Source organism: Nostoc sp. 2RC (assembly GCF_014222165.1).
GTDB lineage: Bacteria > Cyanobacteriota > Cyanobacteriia > Cyanobacteriales > Nostocaceae > Nostoc > Nostoc linckia.
Genome location: NZ_JACKZU010000004.1, coordinates 18,458 through 38,487 on the forward strand (window position 1 = coordinate 18,458; position 20,030 = coordinate 38,487).

Here is a 20,030-nt window from a genome sequence, read left to right on the forward strand (position 1 = left end):
GATAGAACACACCTATAAAATAATGGTGTACGCTTAGACGATGAATTCACAATGTTAACCATTACAGTTGTTAAATGACTACCTTATTAAAAGTTGTATCTTTCAAGCTCCCTGCATAGCAATTAATTACAAGTCTTGTTACTTTCATTGCCAGTAATATCAATCGTGTCTTCACTAATAGCAAGACGTTGGCACAAAGCATTGAAAGAAGTGTTTCTAGAGCCAATTTCAGTTGTCATTTCTACTAATGGCGATTGACGATCGCCTAAAGTTCCAGTGAAAGTATTTTGTGTTTTTTTGTCAGTACCATTGCTAGCTTTGGCATTAGTGAAATCAATATCTGACCGATAAACGCGAATTCCTAGACGGTAACCATCTTTTGGTATACCTGTGCTATCAGCCGGAGTGCTTCCTGTTACTATAATTTTTGCAGCCTGGATGTAAAATATTTTGTTTGTGTTGCTTGTACAATCTGGGTCTTTTAGAATAGCTAAGTTGTTATTTGTGTCTTTTGTCACGCAATATAAATATTGCGATGTTGATGTTGCAGGAGCTGGCATATTTGTAGTGTTAAGTAAATTGCCACCTAATGTTCCATTGGGTGTAATAGTGGTAGCAGGAGTTGTCACTGCTCCTGTTTTCACACCATCAATAAAAGTCCTAGCAGCTTGCGTGGCTAGCTCTACGCGTTTTGATTGAACGCGAGTTGCTGTTGCAATTATGATGGTAGGTGCGATCGCTGCCAGCAAAATAGTAATTAATAGTATTGCTACTAGCGACTCAATGATGGTAAAACCAGCCTCATCAGATGGGTGACTTACTTGCTGTTGTTTGCGCTTAATCATAGTTATTCACCAGTTTCTAGAAATTGAAGATTAACTACAGCCACGACGCTGCTCGGCATCGAGAAGATAATTACTATCTGAAGCTTTTTTGGCACACAACAACGTTTGCACCCATGCATCATCTCGGCCAACTTCACGGAAGTATTCATTGGGTTTGTCATCTGGTGTTATCGCTAACTTTTGAGAAAATGCATCTGGTGATTGCGACAGCAAGCCAACATCGTAACCCCACTGCCTTTTAGGAGCTAGATAAAAAGGTATTTGACCACCAGAATTAGTGAGCGGATATGCTGCCAAAGATGAGCCATTTAAGTATGCTACAAATGGTGCAGTTGCATAGGCACTACGAGATCTTTGAATAAAGGAGCCATTAATCTTAGCCGCAATAGCAGCATTTACGTCTCCAGTTGGGTTCCAATTTTCTAAGAACCGAACAAAATTATGTAAACCACCATTATCTTCTGTAGGGCGGGCTGGTGTATCTCCTCCTGCTGCGGCTAGGTTAAAAGTGGTAGGTGTTGCCCACTGCATCCAATAAGTATTCTGTGTATTGCCAGGGCCCATTAGGTTATTCTGTCCAACTGGTGATGCTGCTTGATCGTTAGTGCTGAAAGCCACATTAATTTGTAACACTGGCGATAAAATTGGTTGGATTGTTGTATTAGCAGTAAATGTTGTTGGTGAAAATATTGGGGGATTATTGACATCACTGTTATTTGATTTGAACCATAGAGCATTAGCTGTCAAATCTGGTCTATTACTAGCATTAAAATTACTCAGTAGAAATGAAGTGATTTGCCCGCTCTTGATACCTATAATGGTTGGTTGATTGCTACTAACCGTGAGTTGTCCCAATGTACTAACATCTGTACTACGGAGAAAGGCAACACGCCGAGGATAGCTCAGATATTTAGAATTAGTTGGTAATTTTGCTGTTGTACCTGCTAAATGTGTAGCTAGAGAAAAAGTTTGTCCAGGAGTACCAGTAACATCCGAGGCTCTGAGACCTGCTGGATATGCAGCAAGATCGCCAGGTAGTGTTACCCACCAATCAGTACCCGGATCGCAAGCTGAAACAGGTAGTTTCGGACAAACTTCCATTAAATATTCTGGTTTTAAATTACTTGTATCATTTATCCTTCGCTGGATGGGTGTAACAAAGTTATTGAGGTAAGAACTACTTTTACTGCTAAGGGGCAAGCCATCACTACCATACCAAGCAGCATTGATAACATTGGCGTTATTGGTAGCAAACCCATTGTTCCGAAATGCAGTAATTGAAGCGTTATCCCCCAGGTTATTATTTAGATCATAGTCTCCATCACTGCGGTAACCCCCGTTAAAGTTATTAGAAAGAAGCGTAATAGCATCTGACAACACACTGGCAGGTCGCCATTGATCTCCATCTGGCCGACACTTGTTTGGTAGCCTGGTGTCTTCTTTACGACAAGCAAACTGAGTATTACGGGTTGATGCAGTGCGAGAGTAAAAATTGCTCCAATCACTAGCTAGAGCTGTTGTAAACTCTTCTTGGCTATGTATATTAAAGTCACCTCTAATATACACGGGTAAATTAGAAGCTAGAATCAAACCTTTTTCTCCATCTCTGTAATCACTTGTACGCCAAATTGGGTTGCCATTGATCAACGCGATGGCGTTAGGACGGCGAGTTGGGTCAAGTTTGAAGTCTACCGAGCTACTTGATTTTTGAATATCTTTTTTGTTCTGTATTTGTGTATCCGTGTCTGCCGCTGTAATGCCAGAAGCAGTACTCAAATCTAAAAGTGCATCATCACGAGTAGCGTAGATAATACCGCTATTGGGAATTAAATATTCTTGTGGTGTTGCTGTGCCATAAGTTGTTGTCCGCAACTTACTAATGTCTAATACAGTGGCGCGAATTTCCAGAGGTTGGCGGGTTTCTTTGGCAAGTTCGTAGTCTGTGGACGGGCTTGCTACAGTTCCAGTTCCACTTACACCAGGAACAATAGTACAGACATATTTAAAGTAACAAAGCGTTGGTGGCGTCCCAGTTACATTTCCATTTCCATTTACACCATCAGCGTTGGTGAATGTTTCTACACCAGCGGTTGATACGTCTTTATGAATTGCTTTAATCTGCCTTGCATCCAAAAAGGCAGTTTCGTAAATTGCACCATGAGGGATAATGCTATTATCTGGATCGCCGATGCTACCATCTAATATTTGGATGGCACAAATAGCAGCATCAATAGCAGACTGCTCTGAAAGTGTTCGAGAGGAAGCTGCTTTTGGCAGAGCGTTACTCAGTACTTCATTCACTAACCGCCCATTGGGATACATTAAACTAGCTTGGTAGTTTAGTAAATCTGAGTAGTCAGAAACAGCTTTTGTTGGAGCTGCGTAGACAATACCATTGTGAGATCTACCATTTGTGGCTTTGTCATATATAAAACTTGTTGCAGAGGGAAGACTATTGAGATTCTTAGCTGTAGTGCTATTGGTGGGGTCGTAGAAACTACTTATACAAGCAATTGGTGTGGGGGTTTTTGAGTCGTAGCCACTTTTTTGGTAGTGATAAACAGCTGTAGCCCGCATCCGTAAATACGGTGTATTGTTGCTCTCCGGTAATTGAACAATTTCACTACCATTATCATTTCTGTTATCTTGGATTGATTTATCAGGATTGATGCTAATAGTATTAGGCACGGGCATCATATCTGACCAAATTCTGTTTGTAATAGCAACAGCCGCGTCTAAGGTAGCTTTGGTACTACTAGTAGTGAAACCTTTAGGTAAATAAATCCCTGCACCAGTTACTACCCTTAAACCACCTACAGGATCTTGGGGAGTGCTTGGTACTGTAGCAGCTGCCGATTCCCAATCTCCATCTCGGTCAACAGTTCCTAAATCAGCTAGTTGCTGTACGCGACTACGGCGATTGCGAGTTCCAGTGCCATCATCCCAGTTAATATCTTTAATATCTTGGGTATCTGTACTATCCGAACCAATAAATCTCGTCCCGTTCCACCACAATGCAGGTAGGTTATTACCAAGCAAAATGCGATCGCCAATATACTGTTCTTTACCTAGTTGTTGTTGCTTAGTTGGCTCTGTAGCACTAGGTAACAGTTTAGTACTATCAGAAGTATTAGGCTTGAGTGTTAAATTCGCATAATTAGTTCTAGTTTTACCATCACTGGGATCGAAGGGATAAACCCAAGTGTCTGGTGGACGTAGTGAATCACCACTTCCTTGTAGAACTGTAGTCTTAGTATAAGTCCCTAATGCATTTCCACCAAAACCAATTTCAGCATAGGGTACACGTCGTGTACGTTTTTTGAAATAAAGTGTTAGCTGGTTATTACGGATACTAGTTTGTTGGTCTGTGGAGGCAGTGGATGTATCTAGCTTTAATACTTTTAGTTGCTGTGCAATGCCATCTTTGACTTCTTGTGGGTCAGTAGATCCAGAATTATCAGCCTCAGTCTGTGCTTGCACCAAAAGATTAATCCGCTGTACATAAGCTAAACTATTGTAAGCAAGCTTATTGGCTGTTCCATTTACTGATTTGTTATCTCTAACCCCATAAGAAGTATTTGGATTAGCTCCTTTGCCTTGAAATAAATGGACTAAAGTACTTACGTTTGCATCATCAGTATCACTGGTGAAAAGACCTGCACCTAAATTGCCACCAACAACAATTTTGGCGTTCTCATCATCATAGAAGCAGGAATTTTTACTACTGACCTGATACAATGTGACTCCATTACCATTACTACCAGTGAGGAAGTTACTATTAGTTAATATCCGTCCGTTTAGATTAAATATAGGGCCGGGAGTAAGTTCTATATCATCCTCATAAACCACTGCATTGTTAACTAGCGGTAGTTGTACGCGGTCTTGTTGATACTCTAAACCTGAAAAGCCTTTATTACCCTTGAAAGTTTCGTACTTATCGCTATCAGTTGTAGGTAGGGTACTGATGGGAACATTAGCGGTATAAACAAAAAAGCTTTTCTTGAGCTTACCAGCAATATTAAACCAGCCAGTACTCCCCACTAAAGTAGCACTTGTTCCTAGAGTATCTTCACAACCGTTGCTCACACTACCAGAGGTCATGGGTGGAGTTCTGGCCTCTAGAGGATTTCTCGCACGATTATATGTGCCACTACTTATAGGCGGATTTCGGAAATAAATTCCATAAAGAGTATAGGTGTCAAATTTGCCATTGTTATCTGTATCGATGGGGAACATCCACGCACTTGGTAGTGCTGTTTGACCGGTATAATTCAGATTTAATTGAGTTTCATCACCAAAAGTGTATTCTGTCAAATAATTTTTTAAAGTACTCTCCAAAGCTGTATCTGAAGGTGTGGCTCGTGGTAATCGGCGATCGTCAAATAGTTTGTCTAATTTAGCTCTGGCACGGTCGATCGCTGGGGTAGCAGCATTCAAAACAGCTTGATTTACCCTGACGTTACTAGCGTTTTTAGAACGCTCAAATGAGCGAAACAAAATTGCAGTTGTTAATAGAACGACTACCAAAGTTACCATTGCCACTGTTGGTAGCACAAAGCCAGCATTCGGTGAAGTGCGTTTTCTTCTCGTGAGAAAGATAGTCCGTAATAGCCAAACAATTCGTTTGTTAATGGCAGATAAAAATTTATTGCCAATGAGTTTGAAGGTTCTTTGAATTACCTTGACTAGCTTATTTTTTTCAGACATAGCTGCTTTCCTGTCAAGTGGTTTTACCAGATTTTTAATTTTTACGAAATTTTTAATTAGACCTGAAAAATTTTTTCTCAGGCAAAGGATGAGAGTATGTTTATGCCACTAGTACATTTTGTTTGACAAATTTTAAAATCAAAGACTACACACAAAAGACAATTTATTAAAGTTATATCATTCATGAATTTTTGATTTGATCCGGTAAATACTGATTTTTTCAAAACTATTCCCATTGATTCTGATGAGTAATAAGAACAGAATTTGACGGTAAATTTGCGGAAATGTACTTTATTGGTAGGTCAATTTATAAAGATGATGTTAGAAAAACAAGCTTATAGTACCCACTTATTAAAGAAAGATATCAGTTCCGTCCAGATTTATAGTTTCCTGGAGCAATTATGAATTTTGTGATTTAAGATTATTAATTACCAATAGCGAGTAGGGTAGCACAGCCTAGCTGTACTACCCTACGAAAGATTTATACCTCAATACGGTTTAGATAAGCCTGTTTTTTCTTCCCCGTGTTCCCTATTCCCTTACCTCCACAGATAAACTTTCTTAATACAAGCGTATTAATTTATAGGTACAAGTGACAACCGCTATGGGGTATGGGAATTCTACGCGCTAAAGTATTTCGCTACTGGATGGTAGGTAATGATCGCTGTTGTAGACTGTTCTGGATAAAGTTGTTCGCTTTCATCCATATATAAGTTAATTCTGTCAGTCTGCAATAACTCCAGTTGCTTGTACTGATCTTGGATATTTGGGCAGGCGGGATAGCCGAAACTATACCGGGAACCACGATAACGTTGTGCCAAGATATCCCGGATGTTATCGGGTTCTTCGGCAGCAAAGCCTAACTCACGGCGAATTCTAGCGTGTGTCCACTCTGCCAATGCCTCTGCCATTTGCACTGCCATACCGTGGAAATACAGATAATCGGTGTATTGATTCTCTGCAAACAGCTTTTGAGCAAATTCTGTGGCAATTTCACCCACAGTCACCGCCTGCATGGGAAAGACATCAATGATTCCCGATTCTTTGGGTGCAAAGAAATCTGCTATGCACAGCCGCCTTAATGACTTTTGTCTGGGAAACTCGAAAGTTGCGATTTGTTGTAATTGGTTCTCTGGGTTATATATATATAGAGAATTTCCCTCGGCTTGACAAGGAAAATAACCATAAATCACTTGCGGATGTAAGAGATTTTCCTCTATAATTCGCTGTTTCCAAGTTTCTAAAACTGGGTAGACTTTTTGGGCCAAGAAAGCTTGATATTCTTCCTTAGATTGCTCTTTTGGTTTGCGGAATTGCCATTGTCCGGCTATCAGTGCTTGCAAATCCAAGTGCCAGAATATTTCCTCTATGGGAATATCACTAGGCTGCAATAATTTTGTTCCCCAGAAAGGTGGTGTCGGGCGTTCAATATCTGTGGCTACTGCTTCAGAACGTCTTGTATCTATCTGTTTTGGTTCTGTAGATACTGTTTCTTGAGGAGTTATGGTTGCTGATTCTTTGTGACCATTGGTGGAAACTCCAGCAGTTTCAACTTCGTTTAAAAATCCCTGCAAATCATCCCAGTTACCAGTGGTTTTCGCTGGCATTAATTTATCCATGAAATGCAAGTCAGAAAAGGCATCTTTGCCATAAACTACTTGACCTTTGTAGGTGTTTTGGCAATCTTCATGGACAAATTTGGGAGTTAAGGCTGCACCGCCTAAAATCACAGGGACGGTAATTCCCTTTTCGTTAAATACCTCCAAATTCTCTTTCATAAAAGCGGTGGATTTCACTAACAAACCACTCATGGCAATACAATCAGCTTTGTGCTGTTTGTAAGCCTCAATGATGTTTTCCACCGGCTGCTTAATTCCCAGGTTAATTACTTTGTAGCCATTGTTAGACAAGATGATGTCTACTAAATTTTTACCAATGTCGTGGACATCGCCTTTGACTGTGGCAATGATAAAGGTTCCCTTAGAATTGTTGCCTGATTCGGATTTTTCCATGAAGGGTTCTAAAAATGCCACCGCTGATTTCATGGTTTCGGCTGACTGTAATACGAAGGGTAATTGCATTTGTCCAGAACCGAATAATTCCCCGACAACTTTCATGCCATCCAAGAGGAAGGTGTTGATAATTTCTAAAGGGGGATATTGTTCTAAGGCTTTTTTGAGGTTTTCTTCTAAGCCGATGCGTTCGCCGTCGATGATGTGGCGTTTGAGGCGTTCTTCGATGGGGAGACTTTCATCTAAGGAGCGATCGCGTTTTGTCGTCACCCCCGCAAACAATGTGGTAAGCTCTGCCAAAGGATCGTAAACGCAAACATCACCTTCAAATCTCCGCTGGTCATAAATCAATTGGCGACAAATTTCTTGATGCCGTTCTTCAATCTTGGACAGCGGTAAAATCTTGCTGGCGCTGACAATTGCGGCATCCATTCCCACTTTCATGGCTTCGTGCAAAAACACTGAGTTCAGCACTATCCGCGCTGCGGGATTTAAACCGAAGGAAATATTAGACACACCCAAAACTACATGACACCCAGGCAATTCTTGGCGAATGCGTTGAATGGCTTCTACGGTAGCTTTGCCGTTTTCTCGGTCTTCTTCTATCCCCGTGGAAATTGGTAGAGCTAGGGTATCAAAGAATATTTCTGTGGCTGGTATGCCGTATTCTACAGCTTGGCGGTAAGCGCGTTGGGCAATTTGAAACTTTTTCTCGGCTGTGCGCGCCATGCCTTCTTCGTCAATTGTACCAATGACGACGCCAGCACCATACTTTTTCGCCAATTCTAGGACTTTCAAAAAGCGTGGTTCGCCGTCTTCGTAGTTGGTGGAGTTGAGTAAACATTTACCGCCGGCTACCTTTAAACCTGCTTCCATTTTTTCCCATTCGGTGGAGTCAAGCATTAAAGGCAATGTGACGTTATTTACCAAACGCGAAACGAGTTCGTGCATATCTCGCACACCGTTGCGTCCCACATAATCGACGTTGACATCGAGGATGTGTGCGCCTTCTTTGACTTGCGCCCTCGCCATTGACACGAGTCCGTCCCAATCTTCGGCGTTTAGCAAATCACGGCATTTCTTGGAACCACTGGCGTTGAGGCGTTCGCCGATAATCAAGAAGGAATTATCTTGCTCGTAGGGCTGAGTGGTGTAAATTGATGCGGCTGCTGGTTCTAAAGTCGGCTGTCTAACTTTTGGCTTTAAATCTTTGGCGATTTCTGCCAATTGTTGAATGTGTTCTGGACGTGTCCCACAGCAACCCCCGATCACTTGGACACCTAAATCTTCAACAAAATGCATTAGCGCCATACGTAATTCCAACGGTGTGAGGCGGTAGTGTGCTTGACCACCTACGTTTTCTGGTAAACCTGCGTTGGGAATACAGGAGACGATGAAAGGTGAATGTTCTGCCAGATACTTGATATGTGGTTTCATCAAGTCTGGGCCTGTGGCGCAGTTTAAGCCGAGAATGTCAATTGGGTATGGTTCTAAAATTGTCAGCACAGCGCTGATTTCTGAACCCACCAACATTGTGCCCATGCTTTCCATTGTCACAGACACCATCAACGGGCGGCGATCGCCTTTTTTGGCAAATACTTCTTCAATACCATTGAGTGCAGCTTTGATTTGCAGCACATCTTGGCAAGTTTCCACAATAAATAAATCCACGCCACCATCCCACAACGCCTCGGCTTGTTCGGCAAAAGTGGCTTTCATGGTGTCAAAGTCGATGTGTCCCAAGGTGGGTAGTTTGGTTGTGGGGCCGATGGAACCAGCCACAAACCGGGGTTTTTCGGGCGTGGAAAATTCAGCGGCCACACGCTTGGCGAGTTCTGCGGCTGTTTTGCTGAGGTAGTAGGCTTTGTCTGCTAGGTCATATTCTGCCAGCACAATGGAAGTACTGCCAAAGGTATCGGTTTCGATGACATCAGCACCAGCGGCGAGAAAGTCGCGGTGAACTTTAGCCACAGCTTCGGGTTTGGTGTGGACTAAGTATTCGTTGCAACCCTCGTATTGTGCGCCGCCAAAGTCTTCTGCTGTCAGGTTTTGGGTTTGCAGGTTGGTTCCCATTGCACCATCAAAGACGAGGACTGGGCTATCTGGACTACGCAGGCGTTCAAGGAAAGGATGAGTCATATTTTCCTAGAAAAAATGAGGAAATCAAGTGAGTCTTGTGATACTCGACTTACTTTATTATTTTCTAAAATTTTGCAAGTTTCAGCAGTGTTTATTCTCAAGTCATACCATTTTGGATTTTGCGAAAAGTTAAGAGCGCCGGAAGCTGGCGCTCTTAACTTTTCAAGACGGATTTTAGATTTTGGATTCTGAATCACCGTGTGTGTAGGGCTGTGAAGCTAACGAAACAGGGAACGGGAAACAGAGGGGAGAAAAAACAGGCTTACCTGAACTGTATTGATTTATAATTCCAAAGCTGCTGTTAGACAAAAATTCACCTGATTAATTGCTTCAGATGAAAGAAAACCCAGCTTTCTAAGAATCATGGAATTATTCAAAGTGAAAATTGACTCACAGCGAACCACAGACTCAATTCTGATACCTGCATTGGCAATTTCATCGCCCGTTATTAAGTATTGCGTCAAGGTTAAAGGGCGATTAGTGTTGGAAGTACAAGGCACAACCATAAAATCATCAAGAATTTGGTTTAATTGATTTGCCGAAATTACAACAGCAGGGCGAACTTTAAACTGTGTCAATTGAGTCGAAGGCATGGGGACTCGACATAGTACAACATCACCGCGCTGTAAATTCATCAGCAAATACTTCGTCGTAAATATCATTTTCAGGACTTACCCAATCCCGATAAGCCTGAGATTCAACAGTAGAATGAACAGATTTTTTTGCACTTTTAAGCGAAAGAGCGAAATCCAGCAGTGTTGATAACTGGTCATCGTTTAGTTGCTCGATCGCATTTAGAAGTTCTTGACGAATACTCATGGAATGACTAACTGCTAACTATTTCAATGGTATGTCATGAGGCGATCGCCTTTAATTTTGTGAAGTGCGTAGGCGTACCCAGTGAATGGAGTGGAGACGTTGCAATGCAACGTCTCTACATGTTTGTGTAGTCTACGTAGCAATTTGTGTGACTGATACTTTCACTGGCACTTTTTTAGTGAAAGACAGGCCGTTTTCACTTGTGTCAATGAAAATAGTGTCTCCAGAGATAAAGGCATTTTCCAATAACTTGGTAGCCAGGGGGTTTTCTACTTCCCTCTGAATGGCGCGTTTGAGTGGACGGGCACCGTAAACTGGGTCATAGCCTGCTTCTACTAAATAATCAGAAGCAGCTGGGGAGATTTCCAAGAAGATTTTTTGATCTCGCAGGAGATTTTCTACTCGTTTGAGTTGAATACGGATAATGTGCCGCATTTCCGAACGGCTGAGGGTATGGAAGAGAATAGGATCGTCGATGCGGTTGAGAAATTCGGGGCGAAAATGCGATCGCAAGTTGTCCATTACCCGCTTCTTCATGGTTTCATATTTTGAATCATCACCGGAGACATCCAATATATGTTCGCTACCAATGTTACTGGTCATGACAATGACGGTGTTACGAAAATCTACCATTCTTCCTTGAGAATCAGTAATTCTACCGTCATCTAAAACTTGCAATAAAATATTAAACACATCTGGGTGTGCCTTTTCCACTTCATCCAGCAGCACCACTGAGTATGGTTTCCGGCGAATCGCTTCCGAAAGTTGACCGCCTTCTTCGTAGCCGATGTATCCCGGAGGCGCTCCCACCAGCCGCGAAACTGAGTGTTTTTCCATATACTCGGACATATCCAGGCGCACCAGTGCGTCATCGGAATCAAAGAGAAACTGAGCTAAAGCACGGGCGAGTTCGGTTTTCCCAACGCCTGTAGGCCCCATGAACAAAAATGAACCAATGGGACGGGAGGGGTCTTTCATTCCCGCACGGGCGCGACGAATGGCGGCTGCCACTGCGGCGACTGCTTCTTCTTGGCCAATCACTCGTTGATGCAAATGACTTTCAAGTTGCAGTAATTTTTGGCGTTCCGATTCCAACAAGCGATTGACGGGGATTCCTGTCCACTTGGCGACGATTTCGGCAATATCGGCTTCGGTGACTTGTTCGCGCAACAAAGTAGAACCTTGGCTTTGAATTTCTAAAAGTTTGGTTTCTTTGGCTTCGCGATCGCGTTGCACTCCTTCTAATTTGCCATACTTCAGTTGTGCAGCTTTATTCAAATCATAGGCGCGTTCTGCTTGTTCGATTTGCACTCGCAACGCATCTTCTTCTTTCTTTAAAGCACTTATGGCTTCTAATAATTGCTTTTCACCTTGCCATTGGTCGTTAAATATATGCTGCTTCTCCGTCAAATTGGCGATTTCTTGCTCAATTCGCTGCAAACGTTCTCGCGTTTGGGGAATACCTTTTTCTTCGCCAGCTAATGATAGCTTTTCCATTTCTAGCTGCATGAGGCGGCGGTCAATGGTTTCTAGTTCGGCTGGTTTGGAGGTAATCTCCATTTTCAGTTGTGCGGCTGCTTCATCTACTAAGTCAATGGCTTTATCTGGTAAAAAGCGATCGCTAATATAACGCGCTGATAAAGTTGCTGCGGCTACCAAAGCGGAATCAGAAATTTTGACGTTGTGATGCACTTCGTAGCGTTCTTTCAATCCCCGCAAAATGGAAATCGTATTTTCTACAGTTGGCTGATCGACAAATACTTGCTGAAAGCGACGTTCTAGGGCCGCGTCTTTCTCTATGTGTTTGCGGAATTCGTCTAAGGTAGTAGCGCCAATGCAACGCAATTCTCCCCGCGCCAGCATTGGTTTAAGTAAATTTCCTGCATCCATCGCCCCTTGTTGATTGGAACCCGTACCCACTACGGTGTGTAATTCGTCAATAAAAAGGACAATTTTACCGTCTGATTCCATGACTTCCCGGAGAACAGATTTCAACCGGTCTTCAAACTCACCCCGGTATTTTGCCCCAGCAATTAAGCTACCCATATCTAAAGAAATCAGCTGGCGATTTTTCAGGGATTCGGGAACATCACCATTGACCATGCGTTGTGCTAAAGCTTCAGCGATCGCAGTTTTACCAACTCCCGGTTCCCCAATCAACACCGGATTATTCTTGCTGCGGCGAGACAATACCTGAATTACCCGGCGAATTTCATCATCACGCCCAATCACCGGGTCAAGTTTCCCAGCTTTTGCCTGTTCTGTCAAATCCCTGCCAAACTTTTGTAAAGCTTCATAGCGGGATTCTGGGTTTTGGTCTGTTACCTTTTGACTCCCGCGAACAGTTTTGATTGCAGCTTCTAACTTCGCTGCATCTGCATTAAAGCCCTTGAGTATCCGCCGTCCAACCCGTTCATCCTCAGCAAAAGCCAGCAGAATATGTTCCACAGAAATGTAGGAATCTTTCATTTTGGCTCGAATTTCCTCAGCTTGGTCTAGTAAAACATCTAAACCGCGGCCAAGGTAAAGCTGATCGCTTTTACCAACTTTTGGCTGACGTTGGGTAAAAGCTTCTAGTTGTTGTTGCAAGCGAATTGGATCGACTTCAGCCCTAGCCAAAATACGTATTGCTAGACTAGTGGGTTCTTCTAGGAGGGCAATAATTAAATGTTCAACATCTAATTGCTGTTGTTGATAAGCACGAACAATATCCTGAGATTTAACAATTCCTTCCCAGGCTTTATCTGTAAATTTATTAGGATCTGTAGGTTGCATCTTTAAAATTTTCTATTTGAGATTTTTATGTTAGGGATTTGGGCATGGGGCATGGGGCATAGGGCATGGGGCATTATTATTGATGAATTATTCTCCTTGTCTCCCTTGTCTCCCTTGTCTTCCCCATTCCCCATCTATTCCCTAATTTAAAACGAAAACATGGCTCTGCCAGATGGTGCTATTGGAGCGATGTCTACGAGGGGCTAAGCCTATACTGTTGACGTTACCCATCAATGACAGTATATAGATTATGACTGTGAGAATTACTGGCTTACAAGTTGCTCTTGTGGTTCTTGTTTGATAGCAGATCCTTGAGTTCCCAGTTGAATCAGTTCAATTTTATACCCGTCTGGATCTTCAATAAAAGCGATAACTGTAGAACCATGTTTCATTGGCCCTGGTTCTCGGACGATTTTACCGCCTTGATTGCGGATTTCTTCACACTTAGTGTAAATATCATCAACTCCAAGAGCAATATGACCGTAAGCATTGCCCAATTCGTATTTTTCCACTCCCCAGTTGTAAGTCAATTCAATCACTGTATTATCGCTTTCGTCACCATAACCCACAAAAGCCAGGGTAAATTCTCCTCCTGGATAATCTTTTCGGCGCAGTAATTTCATACCCAGAACTTCACAATAAAATTTTAACGACTCTTCAAGGTTTCCCACCCGCAACATTGTATGTAGTAATCGCATATTGATTTGGCTGTGTTGAGTTTTGCTTTCTGCCAACATTTTACAGAAGTTGCAAACAAACCCCATCCATTGAAAGTGTATTGTTTTGAAATTCTCAAACGAGGAAAGTCATTAGTGGGGAGGTGGGGAGACAAGGGAGGTAGGGAGGTAGGGAGATAGGGGAGAATGATAACTTGTCAGTCAACAGTCAACACCCCAGTGCCAAAACTCGAATATTATGACAACCCAAACACTAGGACTCGAACAAAATTTATATGACTATTTACTGTCGATTTCTCTTCGAGAACCGGAAGTTTTAACTCAATTGAGGCAAGAAACAGCCCAGTATCCAGTAGGTAGAATGCAGATTGCTCCGGAACAAGGGCAGTTTCTTGCTTTGCTGGTGCAATTGTTGGGAGCAAGGAAAACTTTGGATATTGGTGTATTTACGGGCTATAGTTCTTTGGTGGTGGCGTTGGCGTTACCGAAGGACGGTAAGGTGGTAGCTTGTGATATTAGTGAAGAATTTACAGCGATCGCTCGACGTTATTGGCAACAAGCAGGAGTCGCAAGTAAAATTCAACTGCACATTGCTCCAGCTTTGGATACTTTAGATTGGCTATTGGCAACAGGAGAAGCAGAAACTTTTGATTTTGCTTTCATTGATGCAGATAAGAGAAATTATGATGCCTATTATGAGCGATCGCTGCAATTAGTACGTCCGGGGGGATTGATTACCATTGATAATGTCCTGTGGTCTGGCAGGGTCGCCAACCCCCAAGTACAGGATAATAGAACTAAAAGAATGCGTGCTTTTAATCAGAAGTTACATCAAGATGACCGAGTTAACCTGAGTGTAATTGCGATCGCTGATGGATTGACTCTAGCTCTCAAAAAGTAATCTTTTTTGAAAGTTAAGTTGTTGACTGTTGACTGTTAACAGTTATAGAACTCATATTTGATTTTTGTGAAGCTAGGTACAGTTTTATTTATTTTTACCTGTTAAGAGTTCCCCATTCCTCACCTCAAAAAAATGCCTAATTAATTTTGACCAGATACTTGTGTTAATCGTAACTTACGCAAAAACTCTTGGAAATTCTTATTTCTTTGTGTCTATGCGTTCTTTGCGGTTAGTTTTTCATGATTTTGCGTCAGTCCTGATTAACTCTCATTAATTTTATTTATTAAATTGACAACTAAAAATATTTGTTTTTCTCTGAAAGTTTTTCTAACATATTTTTATAGGAATCTAATTAGCTAAAAGCAAGTGAAATTTTAGCTGGTGATTTAAAGAAAAAAGCTGAAAAAATACCATATCAAATCCAGCAGATTTGAATAAGTAACAATAGGATAATCTTGCTACCAAGAAGTTGTTTTGGTTATAAATTACGATGTCTTAAAAAAGCATCTTTAGTTTTCAGTTATAGCTATAGGTACACAACGAAAAATTTGTAGCTTGCTTCCCGCAGGTTACCTTTGTTTCCGGCGTTCAAAGCTTTTCAAGACAGAAGTTTACCCAACTTAATTAGTGATGTACTCGTACCTCACGAAATTGAGAGACGCTATATGAATTTATAGTGTCAGTTTCATCAAATCTAAATATGTTGTTATGGGGAGTTTTATGATGCTAAAAATATCTAGATATTTTCCAGTTGCAAACAAAAGTCAGAAAACATCAAGCGACACAATAACTACTTTTCAAAATTTGCCTAAAACTGATTCCAATATTAATTACTTGAAATCCTTTGATACTGCTTTTATTGCATATTACATGATGGGTTTTGGGAATTTTTAAATTTTCAAGCAGCTACAAATTTTCTGGCGAGGATAAAATTATGAAATTTAGAGCTTTAGTAAATTCTGCTTTAATTATTGCCTCTATAACTTTTATGCCTGCAATTGCTGGCGCTCAAACAGTCAAAAATAATCATAACGGCAGTTATCTACAACCATTTAATATTGTCTTTCTTGCTTATCAAGGATATTTGGAAGGACAAGGTATTCCCAGTATGGGCACTTTGTTATATCAATATCAAATAGGAAAGGTAACTGCAAAAGATGTAGTTGAGGCTGGCATAAAGGCGAAGAAGTTACCAGCAGAAGTTATAAATGATGAATATTACCTCAGCGCAGTTGAGTTACAATTATCATCATTAGGGAATGGTAATAAGTTACGTAACTAATAGGATTTGGGATTGTCAAGGCGAGTGGAGCTAATTTTTCGCGTATACAAAGCCAAGGCATTTTGACGTAAAATTGCCAATGCGATCGCCTCTGCTTCACTCGCAGTAATATCAGAATCTTGAATTGCTTGTTCTAGTACTTCTGCCAACATCTGACGCCCCCATTTTGCCGCCAAATAATACAACTCTGGAATTGAGTGTGCATCAGAGGAATACATCAATTTACTCGTAGGAGTTAATTCTAATAATTGGTGTATAGTGTCTCGCATTCCAGATACACTTAAAAATGGTATTGCTAAACCAAAATCCAAATAAACTTGAGGATAAACAGAGGCAAGATATCCTGCTTCTCGCATATAAGGATAGGAAGCGTGTAGCAGTACAATTGGTGCATGGCGATATTGTGGTGATTCGAGGAGCGATCGCAAATGTAAAGGATTCGCCAATCGTAAATCTAAATCTGGATCGCCGTAACCAGTATGCAATTGTATTGGTAGCCGATATTTAGCGGCAATTAATAACGCTTGTTGTAACAGAAAATCAATCAGTGGTTTGTTTACCAGCCGCAGAGGTTGATTTTGCACCTGTTGTTTTAACTGATAAAAGTTAGTAGCAGCCACATCCGTAGCAACAAATTGAATGTCTAAGCCAGTGCGGTAACAAACAATGCTTTTAAAAGCTACAACTTCACTTGGTGGCGGGTCAATTTGGCTGGTAAATGTTTGCACAAAAGTATCAAAATCTTCGATTTGAGGAATCAACTGTTCTGCTAATACTTCCAAACGCAAAATTCTTTGCACTGAAGTAAATTTTTCATGCCATGATATGGGCAAAATATTTTCTGGTTGCAATCCATCATCTAAATAAATTGCTTCCAAGTTAGCAGCACTGAAATAAACTTGTGTTAAATTTTCTAGTCCCAAGTTTTCGCGACGTGCCAAAATTGCTGCTTCCTGAGGTTCACATGCTAATAAAGTGGCAATTTCTCTTAAGCTGCGCCGATAAAAGAAAGTTTGGCGGGCATGATAATTGATAATTTCCGAATCATAGCCTTCGGTAAAAGCAGCAGCATAAGGATAACGCTTAGCTACTTCAGGTCGTAACAAATTGTGTGCGTGTTGGTCAATTAAGGGAATATCAGCAAGATTCATAAAAATAAGCAATAGTGCGCCCTGTAGAGACGTTGCACTGCAACGTCTCTACAACGTCTGTGCAACGTCTGTATAACGTTTGTGCAACGTCTGTGCAACGTCTGTGCAACGTCTCTACTCAGTTATTTTCAGCAGCTTGATACGCTTGTAGAAGCCTAGCATGGTCGAGAGTAAATCCTACTTGCATGGCTATTTGGGCAAATAAATCAATTTCAGGCTGTTCCCAGTCACGGGGGGCAGAACACTGATGTCCAATCAACAAACCAAATAGTTGCTCATCTTTGATAATGGGTGCAACTAAATTTGCTTTCACACTAAAGGATTCCAGCAAGGTAATATGGCAGTCTGTTAAACCTGCTTGATAAATGTTCTTAATTGCCACAACCTGACCAGATTTGTACTTTTCCACATAGGTTTGAGTGAAACAGGGGTCATGGATTTTAGACCGCAAAACTTTGGGATAACCCGGAACCACTGATTCTGCAATGATAATTCCGAACCAATTGGCGTAAAAGCTATAAATCAACACTCGGTCGATACTAAGTGCTTTGCGAACTTCTTCCACAGTGGTTTTGAGGATATCTTCTTCTTTGAGTGATTGGCGAATGCTGCGGGTAATATCCATCAATAACTGACTTCGCATACTTTCAGCGTTGATTCGTTGCAGCAGTCTAGCATGGTCAAGAGCAAATCCCACTTGGATGGCTATTTGGGCAAATAAATCAATCTCGGACTGTTGCCAATTTCGGGGTCTAGAACATTGATGTGCGATTAACAAGCCGAATAACTGTTGATCTTTAATAATGGGTGCAACTAAGTTTGCTTTTACACCAAAGGATTCTAACAGACTAATCTCAGAATCATCCAAACCGATTTGATAAATGTTGTTTACGGCTAGAACACGTCCGGATTGATAATCTTGTAGATAGCCTTGACCTAAACATAGGTCTTGGACTTCAGCTCGTAAAATTTTTGGGTAGGTGAGAACAACAGATTCGGCAATTACGGTTCCAGACCAATTAGGATTAAAGCTATAAACCAGCACTCTATCAGCGCTGAGTACTTTACGAACTTCTTCTACAGTGATTTTCAGGACATCTTCTTCGTTAAGTGATTGGCGAATGCTGCGGATAATATCTGCTAGTAACTGACTTTGCACAGCTTCCGCTTCGATGCGTTGTAGCAGTCTCGCATGATCGAGAGCAAATCCCACTTGGATGGCTATTTGGGAAAATAAATCAATCTCAGACTGTTGCCAATTTCGGGGTCTAGAGCAATGATGGGCAATTAATAAGCCAAATAGCTGTTTATCTTTGATAATCGGTGCAACTAAATTTGCTTTGACGGCAAAAGATTCCAGCAAGTTGATGTGACAATCAGTCAAACCTGCTTGGTAAATGTTGTTTGTGGCTTGAACGCGTCCAGACTGATACTTTTGTACGTAACCTTGACCAAAACATAGGTCTTCAATTTCAGACCGCAAAACTTTTGGATAACCTGGAATCACTGATTCGGCAATTATAATTCCAGACCAATCAGGATTAAAGCTATAAACTAGCACTCGGTCAGTACTAAGTAATTTACGGACTTCTTCTACAGTTATTTTTAGAACATCTTCTTCGTTGAGGGATTGGCGAATCCTACGGGTAATTTCTATAAATAGCTGAGCTTTATTCGCTTTAGTATCTACCTGTTCTAGAACCGTGGCATAATCAAGGGCAAAACCGATTTGCATACCTATGTGAGTGAATAAATCAATTTCAGATTGCTGCCAAAAGCGAATTCTAGAACACTGATGTGCAATTAATAAACCGAATAATTGTTTATCTTTGAAAATAGGTGCTACTAAACTAGATTTAACAGCAAATTGCTCTAGTAAATCAATATCAGCATCTGTGAGATCGGATTTATAAATATTATCAATGGTGCGGATAGCACCATTTTGATATTTTTCTATGTATCCCGCCTCTAACCCAGGATCAGAGACTGTAACCCCCAATATTTTTGGTAACCCTGGTGCTACTGATTCTGTGATAAAGCTGCCATGAGAGTTGGAATTGAAGGAAAAAATAGTTACGCGATCGAGGTTTAAAGCTCTACGAATTTCTTCTGAGGTCGTTTTAAGAACGTCTTCCTCGTTGAATGATTCTCGAACCCAACGGGTAATTTTGAGCGATAGTTGTGAGTAATCAGTTTCGGCTGCTTTTTCCTGTTCCAAAACTGAAAGCAACTTTGTGAATAAGCTGATGTTTCTTTCTAACATCACTAATTCATCATTACTGGCAATGTAAACTTGAGTAAACTCACTATCTGGACGCAGCTTATTTTTGATGGCGTTAGTAGTTTCAGCAGCGTTTTTGATTCGCGTAACAGTTCGATTAACTACAAAAGTTGCCACCGCACCCGCCAAAACTGCTGTGACTCCGACACCAGTTAATAAAAGTGATAGTTTTCTTTCTAAAGCTAGTTCAATTTCTGTTGAACTTTTGCCATTGTCAAGTCTTACTTGCGGGATTTTTTTAGTAATTATATCAATACCGGAATAGTAAGTAACTGTTCCAATTGCAACTACAGGTAGGACACTGATACTTAGTGCCCAAATTATAGCTTTAGTCTTTAAACTCCATTTTTGTTGCCACAGATTTTGCTGACGATTTCGCCTTGCTTGATTTTGAGAAAAAGACTTATTCATAAATGAAACCTGAATGCGTTGCAATTTAGC

General features: G+C 41.2%; 11 protein-coding genes. 2 read left to right on the forward strand and 9 right to left on the reverse strand.

Annotation, left to right across the window (positions count from 1 at the left end):
• Positions 1 to 122: 122 nt before the first annotated feature.
• The 7 genes from hpsB to gloA all read right to left on the reverse strand — a co-directional run bounded on the left by hpsB (position 123) and on the right by gloA (position 13,995).
• Positions 123 to 845, reverse strand: a complete 723-nt coding sequence (hpsB, locus tag GNE10_RS01195) for a hormogonium polysaccharide secretion pseudopilin HpsB (RefSeq protein ID WP_185563291.1) — start codon at positions 843 to 845, stop codon at positions 123 to 125.
• Positions 846 to 875: 30 nt separating this feature from the next.
• Positions 876 to 5,552: a hormogonium polysaccharide biosynthesis protein HpsA gene (gene hpsA, locus GNE10_RS01200; protein ID WP_185563292.1), complete on the reverse strand. Its 4,677-nt coding sequence runs from the start codon at positions 5,550 to 5,552 to the stop codon at positions 876 to 878.
• A gap of 620 nt (positions 5,553 to 6,172) precedes the next feature.
• The gene (gene metH, locus GNE10_RS01205; RefSeq protein WP_185563293.1) at positions 6,173 to 9,703 is read right to left on the reverse strand and encodes a methionine synthase; all 3,531 of its coding nucleotides are present in this window, start codon (positions 9,701 to 9,703) and stop codon (positions 6,173 to 6,175) included.
• 281 nt (positions 9,704 to 9,984) lie between these two features.
• The gene (locus GNE10_RS01210; RefSeq protein WP_185563294.1) at positions 9,985 to 10,338 is read right to left on the reverse strand and encodes a type II toxin-antitoxin system PemK/MazF family toxin; all 354 of its coding nucleotides are present in this window, start codon (positions 10,336 to 10,338) and stop codon (positions 9,985 to 9,987) included.
• Positions 10,319 to 10,522 (reverse strand): hypothetical protein, encoded by a 204-nt coding sequence (locus GNE10_RS01215; RefSeq protein ID WP_185563295.1) that lies wholly within the window; start codon positions 10,520 to 10,522, stop codon positions 10,319 to 10,321. Before GNE10_RS01215 ends, GNE10_RS01210 begins: the two co-directional genes overlap by 20 nt.
• 132 nt (positions 10,523 to 10,654) lie before the next feature.
• Positions 10,655 to 13,297 (reverse strand): ATP-dependent chaperone ClpB, encoded by a 2,643-nt coding sequence (gene clpB / locus GNE10_RS01220; protein WP_185563296.1) that lies wholly within the window; start codon positions 13,295 to 13,297, stop codon positions 10,655 to 10,657.
• Between the two features lie 263 nt (positions 13,298 to 13,560).
• Complete coding sequence (gene gloA / locus GNE10_RS01225) at positions 13,561 to 13,995, reverse strand: lactoylglutathione lyase (RefSeq protein WP_218963839.1); 435 nt, start codon at positions 13,993 to 13,995, stop codon at positions 13,561 to 13,563.
• Between the two features lie 217 nt (positions 13,996 to 14,212).
• Here gloA and GNE10_RS01230 point away from each other — a divergent pair, with 217 nt between their 5' ends.
• A complete protein-coding gene (locus GNE10_RS01230) occupies positions 14,213 to 14,875 on the forward strand; it encodes a class I SAM-dependent methyltransferase (protein WP_185563297.1) in 663 nt (220 codons plus the stop codon).
• Between the two features lie 934 nt (positions 14,876 to 15,809).
• Positions 15,810 to 16,157 carry a hypothetical protein gene (locus GNE10_RS01235; RefSeq protein ID WP_185563298.1) on the forward strand — a complete coding sequence of 116 codons (348 nt, stop codon included), beginning with the start codon at positions 15,810 to 15,812 and terminating at the stop codon, positions 16,155 to 16,157.
• Here GNE10_RS01235 and GNE10_RS01240 read toward each other — a convergent pair.
• Both GNE10_RS01240 and GNE10_RS01245 read right to left on the reverse strand, forming a co-directional pair.
• Positions 16,154 to 17,308, reverse strand: a complete 1,155-nt coding sequence (locus GNE10_RS01240; RefSeq protein WP_185563299.1) for an amidohydrolase family protein — start codon at positions 17,306 to 17,308, stop codon at positions 16,154 to 16,156. The two genes, GNE10_RS01235 and GNE10_RS01240, sit on opposite strands and share 4 nt — an antisense overlap.
• A gap of 118 nt (positions 17,309 to 17,426) precedes the next feature.
• Positions 17,427 to 20,000, reverse strand: a complete 2,574-nt coding sequence (locus GNE10_RS01245) for a GAF domain-containing protein (protein ID WP_185563300.1) — start codon at positions 19,998 to 20,000, stop codon at positions 17,427 to 17,429.
• Positions 20,001 to 20,030 lie beyond the last annotated feature (30 nt).

Coding starts and splice junctions, on each gene's coding strand:
- hpsB (WP_185563291.1), bottom strand. CDS start 845: ATGATTAAGCGCAAACAACAGCAAGTAAGTCACCCATCTGATGAGGCT.
- hpsA (WP_185563292.1), bottom strand. CDS start 5,552: ATGTCTGAAAAAAATAAGCTAGTCAAGGTAATTCAAAGAACCTTCAAA.
- metH (WP_185563293.1), bottom strand. CDS start 9,703: ATGACTCATCCTTTCCTTGAACGCCTGCGTAGTCCAGATAGCCCAGTC.
- GNE10_RS01210 (WP_185563294.1), bottom strand. CDS start 10,338: ATGAATTTACAGCGCGGTGATGTTGTACTATGTCGAGTCCCCATGCCT.
- GNE10_RS01215 (WP_185563295.1), bottom strand. CDS start 10,522: ATGAGTATTCGTCAAGAACTTCTAAATGCGATCGAGCAACTAAACGAT.
- clpB (WP_185563296.1), bottom strand. CDS start 13,297: ATGCAACCTACAGATCCTAATAAATTTACAGATAAAGCCTGGGAAGGA.
- gloA (WP_218963839.1), bottom strand. CDS start 13,995: ATGCGATTACTACATACAATGTTGCGGGTGGGAAACCTTGAAGAGTCG.
- GNE10_RS01230 (WP_185563297.1), top strand. CDS start 14,213: ATGACAACCCAAACACTAGGACTCGAACAAAATTTATATGACTATTTA.
- GNE10_RS01235 (WP_185563298.1), top strand. CDS start 15,810: ATGAAATTTAGAGCTTTAGTAAATTCTGCTTTAATTATTGCCTCTATA.
- GNE10_RS01240 (WP_185563299.1), bottom strand. CDS start 17,308: ATGAATCTTGCTGATATTCCCTTAATTGACCAACACGCACACAATTTG.
- GNE10_RS01245 (WP_185563300.1), bottom strand. CDS start 20,000: ATGAATAAGTCTTTTTCTCAAAATCAAGCAAGGCGAAATCGTCAGCAA.